The 9,213-nt window shown below is 69.1% G+C and carries 9 protein-coding genes; 6 read left to right on the plus strand and 3 right to left on the minus strand.

Annotated elements, in window-relative coordinates:
* Positions 1-56: 56 nt before the first annotated feature.
* The 3 genes from AC5JDC_RS00740 to AC5JDC_RS00750 all read right to left on the minus strand — a co-directional run bounded on the left by AC5JDC_RS00740 (position 57) and on the right by AC5JDC_RS00750 (position 3,359).
* A complete protein-coding gene (locus tag AC5JDC_RS00740) occupies positions 57-1,109 on the minus strand; it encodes an aldo/keto reductase (protein ID WP_495838219.1) in 1,053 nt (350 codons plus the stop codon).
* A 181-nt stretch (positions 1,110-1,290) separates the two neighbouring features.
* Positions 1,291-2,307, minus strand: coding sequence for a P1 family peptidase (locus tag AC5JDC_RS00745; RefSeq protein WP_106770135.1), 1,017 nt, complete (start codon positions 2,305-2,307; stop codon positions 1,291-1,293).
* Complete coding sequence (locus AC5JDC_RS00750; protein ID WP_106770136.1) at positions 2,307-3,359, minus strand: branched-chain amino acid ABC transporter substrate-binding protein; 1,053 nt, start codon at positions 3,357-3,359, stop codon at positions 2,307-2,309. The genes AC5JDC_RS00745 and AC5JDC_RS00750 overlap by 1 nt, the downstream gene beginning before the upstream one ends.
* 181 nt (positions 3,360-3,540) lie before the next feature.
* Here AC5JDC_RS00750 and AC5JDC_RS00755 point away from each other — a divergent pair, with 181 nt between their 5' ends.
* The 6 genes from AC5JDC_RS00755 to AC5JDC_RS00780 all read left to right on the plus strand — a co-directional run bounded on the left by AC5JDC_RS00755 (position 3,541) and on the right by AC5JDC_RS00780 (position 9,027).
* Positions 3,541-4,035, plus strand: a complete 495-nt coding sequence (locus tag AC5JDC_RS00755) for a flavin reductase (protein ID WP_495838223.1) — start codon at positions 3,541-3,543, stop codon at positions 4,033-4,035.
* A 16-nt stretch (positions 4,036-4,051) separates the two neighbouring features.
* Positions 4,052-4,981: an AAA family ATPase gene (locus AC5JDC_RS00760; protein ID WP_495838225.1), complete on the plus strand. Its 930-nt coding sequence runs from the start codon at positions 4,052-4,054 to the stop codon at positions 4,979-4,981.
* Positions 4,982-5,072: 91 nt separating this feature from the next.
* Positions 5,073-6,353 carry a vWA domain-containing protein gene (locus AC5JDC_RS00765; protein WP_495838227.1) on the plus strand — a complete coding sequence of 427 codons (1,281 nt, stop codon included), beginning with the start codon at positions 5,073-5,075 and terminating at the stop codon, positions 6,351-6,353.
* Between the two features lie 17 nt (positions 6,354-6,370).
* Positions 6,371-6,709 carry an XdhC family protein gene (locus AC5JDC_RS00770; protein WP_106770139.1) on the plus strand — a complete coding sequence of 113 codons (339 nt, stop codon included), beginning with the start codon at positions 6,371-6,373 and terminating at the stop codon, positions 6,707-6,709.
* Between the two features lie 3 nt (positions 6,710-6,712).
* Positions 6,713-7,423, plus strand: a complete 711-nt coding sequence (locus AC5JDC_RS00775) for an XdhC family protein (protein WP_495838230.1) — start codon at positions 6,713-6,715, stop codon at positions 7,421-7,423.
* Positions 7,420-9,027: an NTP transferase domain-containing protein gene (locus AC5JDC_RS00780; protein WP_495838232.1), complete on the plus strand. Its 1,608-nt coding sequence runs from the start codon at positions 7,420-7,422 to the stop codon at positions 9,025-9,027. The genes AC5JDC_RS00775 and AC5JDC_RS00780 overlap by 4 nt, the downstream gene beginning before the upstream one ends.
* Positions 9,028-9,213: the final 186 nt, after the last annotated feature.

A 9,213-nucleotide genomic window follows, 5' to 3' on the forward strand; every position in this document is an offset into this window, starting at 1 on the left:
CCTACTGCCCTACTGCCCTACTGCCCTACTGCCCTACTGCCCTACTGCCCTACTCCTCAGGGACACGGATTGCCAAACCGCTGGTGCAGCCCGTCGACCGCCTCCTGCATCTCCTTCGTCCACTGGACCTCCGCGGCGGCCAGCGCCGTCTCGAGCTGCGGCATGCTGGTGGCGCCGATAATGCTGGAGGTCACGACAGGCTGGCTGAGCACGAAGGCGGCGGCGAACAGCGCCGGCTCCAGGCCGAACGACCGCGCCAGATCGCAATAGGCGAGGATCGCCTCGGCGGCGTGCGGCGTCTCGTAGCGCTGGCCGCGGTTGAACAGCGTCGTGCGCGCGCCGGCCGGCCGCGCCCCGTGATTGTATTTTCCGGTGAGATAGCCCTGCGCGAGCGGCGAATAGGCGAGCAGGCTGACATCCTCGCGGTCGGCGACCTCGGCGAGATTCACCTCGAAGGTGCGGTTGAGCAGATTGTAGGCGTTCTGGATGGAGGCGACACGCGGCCCCCGCCCCTGCTCCGCCTCGAACAGAAAGCGCATGACGCCCCAGGAGCTCTCGTTCGAAACGCCGAGATGGCGGATCTTTCCCGCCTTCACCAGTTCGTCGAAGACGGACAGCGTCTCGGCGATCGGCGTCTCGTCCTCGTCGCGGCCGGCCGGCCATTTGCCGACGCGCGTCGGGTTCGAACCCCACGGCACCTGCCGCTCGGGGAAATGGATCTGGTAGAGGTCGACATGGTCGGTCTCAAGGCGGGCCAGCGACTTGTCGATGGCATCGAGAATGTCCGCCCGCACCAGCCGCGACGGGCGATCGCCGCGGAACCAGTCCATGGCCGTGCGGCCGACCACCTTGGTCGCGAGAATCACGTCGCCGCGGTTGCGGCGCGCCTTCATCCACGAGCCGACGATGCGCTCGGTGCTGCCCTGCGTCTCCGCCCTGGGCGGGATCGAATAGAGTTCGGCCGTGTCGAGGAAGTTCACGCCATGCTCGAAGGCCATATCCATCTGGGCGTGGCCTTCGGCCTCGGTATTCTGCTGGCCCCAGGTCATGGTGCCCAGGCAGATTCTCGAAACGAGCAGGTCGGTACGGCCGAGGCGGCGCTTCTCCATGGCGAATTCTCCGAAATGCTTGGGATGTGGGAGCGGAACGAATGTCCGGCCGCAACCTATCGCGAAAAGACGGGCAGCCCAAGTCCTTGAGCCTGGAAGTTCCGAGCGACCATTTCGAAATGGCTTGGCGCAGCCCTCTCTACTCTGCACGAAGTTCGCGATCGCCAGCGGATTTCGACAGCTACGGCTTCCATGCCGTCCTGGACGACCACACCGGAAACAGGTCGCCCTCTGCCGGCGTGGCGGCGAAGACGCCGCGCGCGATGGCGCGTGCCATGGTCGCGCCGGCCGCGGCATAGAGGTCGATCGCCTCGTCGGCGGCCAACACCTTGCCGCTGCGGCCGGTCGCCAACGCGAAGACGAGGTCGCCGTCGGCCGGCGTATGGGCTGGCCAGATGGCGCGGGCAAAACCGTCATGCGCGGCGATCGCCAGCCGCTTGGCCTCCGCCTTGGTGAGCACGGCGTCCGTGGCGATCACCGCGATGGTGGTGTTCGCCAGTTCCGCCTTGTCGCGGAATTTCAGCCGGACCTTGGTCGCATCGGCGGGCATCGGCGAGGGATGGCCGAGGCCGCCGAACTCGTCGCCGATCTCGAAGGGTGCCGCCCAGAAATGGCGGCTGCGCCCGATCGTCACCGAACCGGTGGGATTGACCGCCGCCAGCGCGCCGATGGTGATGCCGTTGGCCAGCACGGTCGAGGCGGAGCCCAGCCCGCCCTTGAGCCCGGCGCTGAGCGCGCCGGTGCCGGCGCCTGCCGTCCCGATCGCGAAGTCGGTGCCGGCGTCCGCGACGGCCTGGTAGCCGAGCTCGCGATAGGGCGGAAAGCGGCCCCATTGCTTATCGCCGCCGTTGCGCAGGTCGAACAGGATGGCAGCCGGCACGATCGGCACGCGAAACCCGCCAACTTCGAAGCCGATGCCCTGTTCGCGCAGCGCCGCCTGCACGCCGGAGGCGGCGTCGAGCCCGAAAGCCGAACCGCCCGCCAGCACCAGCGCGTTGACGGCCTGGACGGAATTGTGCGGTTCCAGAAGATCGGTCTCGCGTGTCCCCGGCGCCCCGCCGAGTATCTGCACGCCGGCCACCGCCGGCTCCTCGCAGACGACGACGGTGACGCCTGATTTCAGGCCGGCGTCGGCGGCATTGCCGATCTTCAACCCGGCAACGTCGGTGATCAAGTTGCGCGGTCCGGCGCGGTCCATCACGGCTCCTCCAGCGGCACGAAGCGCGTTCCGTCATAGCGGAACAGGCGATAGGGATTTGCGGAGAGGTCGCCCTTGCCGTCGAACATAATCCTCCCGAGCGCGGTGTCGTAGGGGCCGGCCAGCGTCGGCGTTCCCGACGGCTCGGCCTGAACGGCGGCGACCGCCACCTGCATAGCCGCGTAGGCAGGCAGCACGTAGCCGTCCGGCACGACATGGCGCTCGGCTAGGGCTACAAGGGAGGCCTGGTCGGCGATGTCCGACCATTCCGGCAGGCCGATCATCAGCGTGCCGGCGGCGAGCGCGACCCCGTTGGAAGCCGAGCGCAGCGTCTCGCCGCCGGCGAAGGTGAGCGGCGCGCCGAGCGCGGCCGCGTCGCGCGTCATGGCCGCGACGTCGTCGCGGTCGCCGCCGACCATGACGTTGACGGCGCCTGCCCGGCGCAGCCGCCCGACCAGGCCGATCTGATTGTCCATCTGCGGCCTGTACGTGTCGACGAAGACTGCCTTCAGCGCCCGCCGCTCGGCCGCGCCGCGAAAGGTCTCGGCGAGGTCCCGGCCATAAATGGTTCCGTCGTCGACGATGGCGAACAGGCTGTCGCGCCAAAGCGGCACCAGCAGCGAGGCGAAGGCCTGGCCTTCGGCGTCGGCGCGGGGTGCCAGGCGATAGACCAGCCAGCCGGTCTTGTCGCGCCGGTCGGTCAGGCTGTCGGTGCGCACGCCTGGCGTGATCGTCGGGATGCCGGCGTCCTTCAGGATCGGCAGCGCCGCCTCGATCGCCTCGGTGCAGAGGAAACCAACGACGATCTTCACCTCCGCCTCGGCGAAACGACGCGCCGCCGCCGCCCCGCCCTCGCCCGTGCAGGCATCGTCCGCCACATCGAGCATGGCGTCGCCCGCGGCAGCGCGAGCGCCGTTCACGAGTTGGCGGCCAAGCAGTTCGGAAGGGCCGCTCAGCGGCGCGGCGACGCCGATGCGGACTGCCTCGGCACGCGCCGCCTCTCCGGCCAGGACCAGAGCCAGCAACGCCATCGCCGTCTTGGCAAGCAGCATGAGGCCGACTGTCCTTTCGAAGCCCGATTCCGCGCGCCTGGACCGCGCGCCGGAGCAAACTGGTAACGGCGGCATGCGGCCGGCGCAACCGGCGATTTCGCGCGTACCGGTTCGGCGATTTCCTTGTGGCCCGCCGTCTATGCCCATATATAGCGGTCGGTCCTCCAGTCGGGAAAAATCGGTGCTGAAGAAAAGCGACGTCGAACCGCAGGCCTATCGCGACGCCATGGCGCGCTTCGCCGGCGCCGTGCATGTGGTGACCACCGACGGCGAGGCCGGCCTGCGCGGCGCCACCGTGATCGCCGCCTGCTCGGTGACCGACGCGCCGCCGACCATTCTCGTCTGCCTGAATCGCGAGAATCCGAAGAACGAGGCCTTCCTCGCCAACCGCCGCTTCGCGCTGAACACGCTGTCGCCCGACCAGCAGCCCATCGCCGTCGCCTTCTCCGGCGTCACCGGCCTGCCGGTCGGGGAGCGCTTTGCCCTCGGACGCTGGGAGAAGATCGCCTCCGGCGCGCCGACGCTGGTCGGCGCCACGGCGGTGTTCGACTGCGAGCTGTTCGACTGGAAGGATCTGGCCACCCATCGTGTGCTTTTTGGCAAGGTGACGGGCCTGCGGATCGGCGATAGCGTGGATCCGCTGCTCTACTACAACCGCGCCTATCGGGTCCTGTGACCCCGGCGGAGGCCCGATGACCGACATAGCTGCCCGTCCCCTGCCCCAGTCCATCGACGCGACGCTCGACCTGCTGTCGGGTGCCGACTATGTCGCCGACCGCTCGCTGGCGACCGTGCTGTTCCTGGCGCTGCGCATGAAGCGACCGCTTTTTCTCGAAGGCGAGGCCGGCGTCGGCAAGACCGAGATCGCAAAGGTGCTGGCCACCGCTCTCGGCCGGCCGCTGATCCGGCTGCAGTGCTACGAAGGGCTCGACGTCTCCTCGGCGGTCTACGAGTGGAACTATGCCGCACAGATGATCGAGATCCGCATGGAAGAGGCGGAAGGATCAGTCGACCGCGGCGCCATGGAGAAAAACGTCTTCTCCGAAAAATATCTTATCCGCCGCCCGGTGCTGCAGGCACTCGAAGGCAAGGCGGGCAAGGCTCCCGTCTTCCTCATCGACGAGCTCGACCGCACCGACGAGGCGTTCGAGGCGTTCCTGCTGGAGATCCTCGCCGACTTCCAGGTGACGGTGCCTGAGCTCGGCACGATCAGGGCGGAGGAACCGCCGATCGTCGTCATCACCACCAACCGCACCCGCGAGATCCACGACGCGCTGAAGCGCCGCTGCCTCTACCACTGGGTCGACTATCCCGACGCCGCCCGCGAGCTCGACATCGTCGCGCGAAAAGTGCCGCAGGCCAACAGCCGGCTGTCGGCCGAAGTGGTCAAGTTCGTGCAGAAGCTGCGCCAGATCGAGCTGTTCAAGGTGCCGGGCGTGGCCGAGACCATCGACTGGGCCGGCGCGCTGACCGAACTCGACAAGGTCGCGCTCGATCCGGAGACGATCTCCGACACCATCGGCGTGCTGCTGAAGTACCAGGACGACATCGCGCGTATCGAGCAGGGCGAAGGCCGCCGCCTCCTGCAGGAGGTCAAGGCGGAGCTGGCCGCGGCGGAGTGAGATGGACAGCTCCGATCGCAGCTCACGTCCGCCTCTTACCCCTCCCCTCAAGGGGGAAGCGGATTCTGAGGCGCCGACGCTCCCCTCCCCCTTGAGGGATGGGGGTGAAGCAACCACTCCCCTCGTCATCGGCGGTGCAGATGCGACGACTGCGCATTCCGAAGGCCGGCTCGCCGACAACATCGTCTATTTCGCCCGCGCACTGCGCAAGGCCGGCATGCGGGTCGGGCCGGCTTCGGTGAAGGACGCCATCGAGGCGGTGCTGGCCGCCGGCATCGGCAGCCGCGACGACTTCTACTGGACGCTGCACGCCGTGCTGGTGACCCGCCACGAGGACCATCCGGTATTTGACGAGGCGTTCCGGCTGTTCTGGCGGTCGCGCGAGCTGATCGAAAAGATGCTCGCCATGTTCTCGCCGGTGGCGCCCGACATGCGCGAGCGGCAAAAGCCGCGGGCGGCCGAAAACCGCGTCAGCCAGGCGATGTTCGAGGGTCACCGGAAGAACGAGCCACCGAAGGAGACCCCCGAGATCGAGGTCGACGCGCGTTTCACCGTGTCCGGCAACGAGGTGCTGCGCGGCAAGGATTTCGCCCAGATGACGGCGGCCGAGCTTTCCGAGGCGCGGCACGAGATCGCCGCGCTCAGGCTGCCCTTCGACCTGGTCGCCACCCGCCGCTTCCGCCCCGACCCGCGCGGCAAGAAAGTCGATCCGCGCGCCATGATGCGCGCCTCCGCCCGTACCGGCGGCGCGCTCATCCTGCCGAAATACCGCTCGGCACGCGAGGTGCACCCGCCGCTTGTGGTGCTTGCCGACATCTCCGGCTCGATGAGCCAGTACACGCGCATCTTCCTGCATTTCCTGCATGCGCTGACGGAGAAGCGCAGGCGTGTTCATGCCTTCGTCTTCGGCACCAGGCTCACCAATCTCACCCGCCAGATGCGCCACCGCGATCCCGACGCAGCGCTCGCCGACTGCTCGGCGGCGGTGCAGGACTGGTCGGGCGGCACCCGCATCGGCGAGACGCTGCACGAGTTCAACCGGCTGTGGTCGCGCCGCGTGCTCGGCCAGGGCGCGGTGGTGCTGCTCATCACCGACGGACTGGAGCGCGACGACGTGGTCGGGCTGCAGGCGGAGACGGAGCGGCTGAGAAAGTCCTGTCGCCGGCTGATCTGGCTGAATCCGCTGCTGCGCTTCGACGGTTTCGAGGCGCGCGCCCGCGGCGTGCGGGCCATGCTGCCGCATGTCGACGAGTTCCGGCCGGTGCACAATCTCAACGCACTGGCCGATCTGTGCGCCTCGCTCGACCAGGGTGCCGCCGGCGGCGCCGATCCGCGCCGCTATCTCTTGCCCGCAGACCGGGCCGCCGCCTGACCGCAAGGAGAAGGACGATGAGCGAAACGACCGTACTCGACGAAAGCCGCGATCCGCTGGCGATCGCGGAGGAATGGACCGACGGCGGCCGCGACGTGGCGCTCGCCACCGTCATCGAGACCTGGGGCTCGGCGCCGCGCCCGGTCGGCAGCCATCTGGTCATCGACGCCGACGGCAATTTCCACGGCTCGGTGTCCGGCGGCTGCGTCGAGGGCGCCGTCGTCACCGAGGCGCTGGACGTCATCGGCGACGGCAAGCCGCGCATGCTGGAGTTCGGGGTCGCCGACGAGACCGCCTGGCGCGTCGGCCTCTCCTGCGGCGGCCGCATAAAGGTCTATGTCGAGAAGCTGGGCTGAGCCATGAAGCTGGATTCCCTGAAGGCCCTCAATGCCGAGCGCCGCGCCCGCCGCGCCGCCGTACTGCTCACCGATCTGGCAACCGGCGCCGACCGGCTGGTGCGCGAGGACGACGTGATTGCCGGCGAGCTCGGCGAAGCGGTGAAGAAGGCTTTCCGCACCGGCATTTCCGGAACGGTCCAGGCCGACGGCGCCTCCTGGTTCCTCAACGCCAGCCTGCCGCGGCCGCGCCTCGTCGTGGTCGGCGCGGTGCATATCAGCCAGGCGCTGGCGCCTATGGCCAAGGTGGCCGGCTTCGACATGGAGATCATCGATCCGCGCACCGCCTTCGCCACCGCCGAGCGCTTTCCCGGCGTGCCGCTCTATGCCGACTGGCCGGAGCCGGTGCTCGCCGCGAAGCCGCTCGACGCCTACACGGCGCTGGCCGCCCTCACCCACGATCCGAAGATCGACGATTTCGCGCTCAAGGCCGCGCTCGACGCCGGCTGCTTCTATGTCGGCGCGCTCGGCAGCCGCAAGACGCATGCCGGGCGGGTCGAGCGGCTGCGCGCGGCCGGCGCAAGCCCCGAGCAGATCGGGCAGATCCATGCGCCGATCGGCCTCGACATCGGCGCCTCAAGCCCGGCCGAGATCGCCGTCGCCGTCCTGGCCGAGGTGGTGCGGGCGCTGCGCACGCGCGGTCTCGGCGAAGCCGGAAAGGCCAGGGCGGCGTGAGGTTCGGCCCGGTCGCCACCGAGGAAGCCGAAGGCGCGCTGCTGGCGCATGCCGTCCAAACTGGCGAGCGGCGCCTGCCCAAGGCCCACCGCATCGGCCCTGAGGATATTGAAGCGCTGCGCGCCGCCGGCCTGCGCGAGCTGGTCGCTGCCGTGCTGGAAGCCGGCGATCTCGACGAGAATGCCGCGGCCACGCGCATCGCGGCGGCGGTCAGCCCCGACAATCTCAAGGTGAAGCCGGCCTCCACCGGCCGGGTCAACCTGCATGCCGCGGCGGCCGGTGTCTTCACCGTTGAGGCGACCCGGATAAACGCTGTCAATGCCATCGATCCGGCCATTACCATCGCCACGCTTGCCGACAAGGCCGTGGTCGAGCCCGGACAGATGGTGGCGACGGTCAAGATCATCCCCTTTGCCGTCGGGGAAAACCTGGTCGCGAAGGCGGTCGACATCCTGGCTGGCCCCGCGCCCTTCCAAATACATCCGTTCGTCGCGCGGAACATCGGCCTCGTGCACACGCTGCTGCCCGGTCTGAAGGACAGCGTGATCGACAAGACGGCGCGCATCACCCGGACGCGGCTGGAGCGCTCGGGCAGCGTGGTGACGGGCGAGACGCGGGTGGCGCATGAGGCTCCGGCGCTGGCCGCCGCGCTTGCCGGCAGCCTTGCCGGAAATGACATGGCGATCGTCTTCGGCGCCTCGGCGCTGTGCGACTTCGACGACGTGATCCCGGCGGCAATCCGCGCCGCCGGCGGCGTGGTCGTCCGCGCCGGCATGCCGGTCGACCCCGGCAATTTGATGGTCCTGGGCCGCATCGGCGGCAAGACGGTGATCGGCGCGCCGGGCTGCGCCCGCAGCCCGAAGGAAAACGGCTTCGACTGGGTGCTCGACCGGCTGCTCGCCGGGCTCGACGTGACCTCAGCCGACATAGCCGGCATGGGCGTCGGCGGCCTGCTGATGGAGATCGCCAGCCGGCCGCAGCCGCGCGAGGCGCGGCGCCCCAACGGCGAAGCGGTCCATGCCATAGTGCTGGCGGCAGGCCGCTCAACCCGCATGGGCGGCCCCAACAAGCTGCTCGCCCGCTTCGGCGGCGAGCCGCTGATCCGCCGCGTCGTCCAGGCGGCGCTCGCCAGCAGGGCGAAATCGGTCACCGTCGTCACGGGCCATCAGGCGGAGCGCGTCCGCACTGCTCTCGACGGGCTTGGCGTGCGCTTCGCCGACAATCCGGATTTCGCCAGCGGGCTGGCCAGTTCGCTCAAGGCGGGCGTCGACAGCCTGCCGGACAATGCCACCGGCGTACTGGTCGTGCTCGGCGACATGCCGGCGGTGTCCGCCGCCGATCTCGACCGGCTGATCGCCGCCTTCGCCGCTTCGGGCGGGCAGCAGGTGGTGCGCGCCAGCCATGACGGCAAGCGCGGCAACCCCGTCATCCTGCCGCGTCTCCTCTTTGCCGAGGTGGCCCGGCTGGAAGGCGACGTCGGCGCTCGCCACGTGATCGAGTCGGGCTCGGCAGGCGTCATCGACGTGGAGATCGGCGAAGGCGCGTTCGTCGACGTCGACACGGCCGAGGCGATGGCGGCGGCCGGCGGGGAGTTGCAGGAGTGAGGCGACGGCAGCGACTAGTGCCTCCCGCAAAATCATCGGCCGAGTGACAACTCACTCACCGGGATGACGGCCCCGGCCATCGACGCTACAACACGCAGATGTCTTTCCTGTCCTCGCTGACCGGCCGGTGTTCCTTCGCACCCCCCTCTGTCCTGCCGGACATCTCCCCCGCAAGGGGGGAGATTG

Source organism: Kumtagia sp., assembly GCF_059502445.1.

Bases quoted from the DNA above. Each gene is read 5' to 3' on its own strand.
- AC5JDC_RS00745 (WP_106770135.1), bottom strand. From the start codon at position 2,307: ATGGACCGCGCCGGACCGCGCAACTTGATCACCGACGTTGCCGGGTTG.
- AC5JDC_RS00740 (WP_495838219.1), bottom strand. From the start codon at position 1,109: ATGGAGAAGCGCCGCCTCGGCCGTACCGACCTGCTCGTTTCGAGAATC.
- AC5JDC_RS00750 (WP_106770136.1), bottom strand. From the start codon at position 3,359: ATGCTGCTTGCCAAGACGGCGATGGCGTTGCTGGCTCTGGTCCTGGCC.
- AC5JDC_RS00775 (WP_495838230.1), top strand. From the start codon at position 6,713: ATGAAGCTGGATTCCCTGAAGGCCCTCAATGCCGAGCGCCGCGCCCGC.
- AC5JDC_RS00760 (WP_495838225.1), top strand. From the start codon at position 4,052: ATGACCGACATAGCTGCCCGTCCCCTGCCCCAGTCCATCGACGCGACG.
- AC5JDC_RS00770 (WP_106770139.1), top strand. From the start codon at position 6,371: ATGAGCGAAACGACCGTACTCGACGAAAGCCGCGATCCGCTGGCGATC.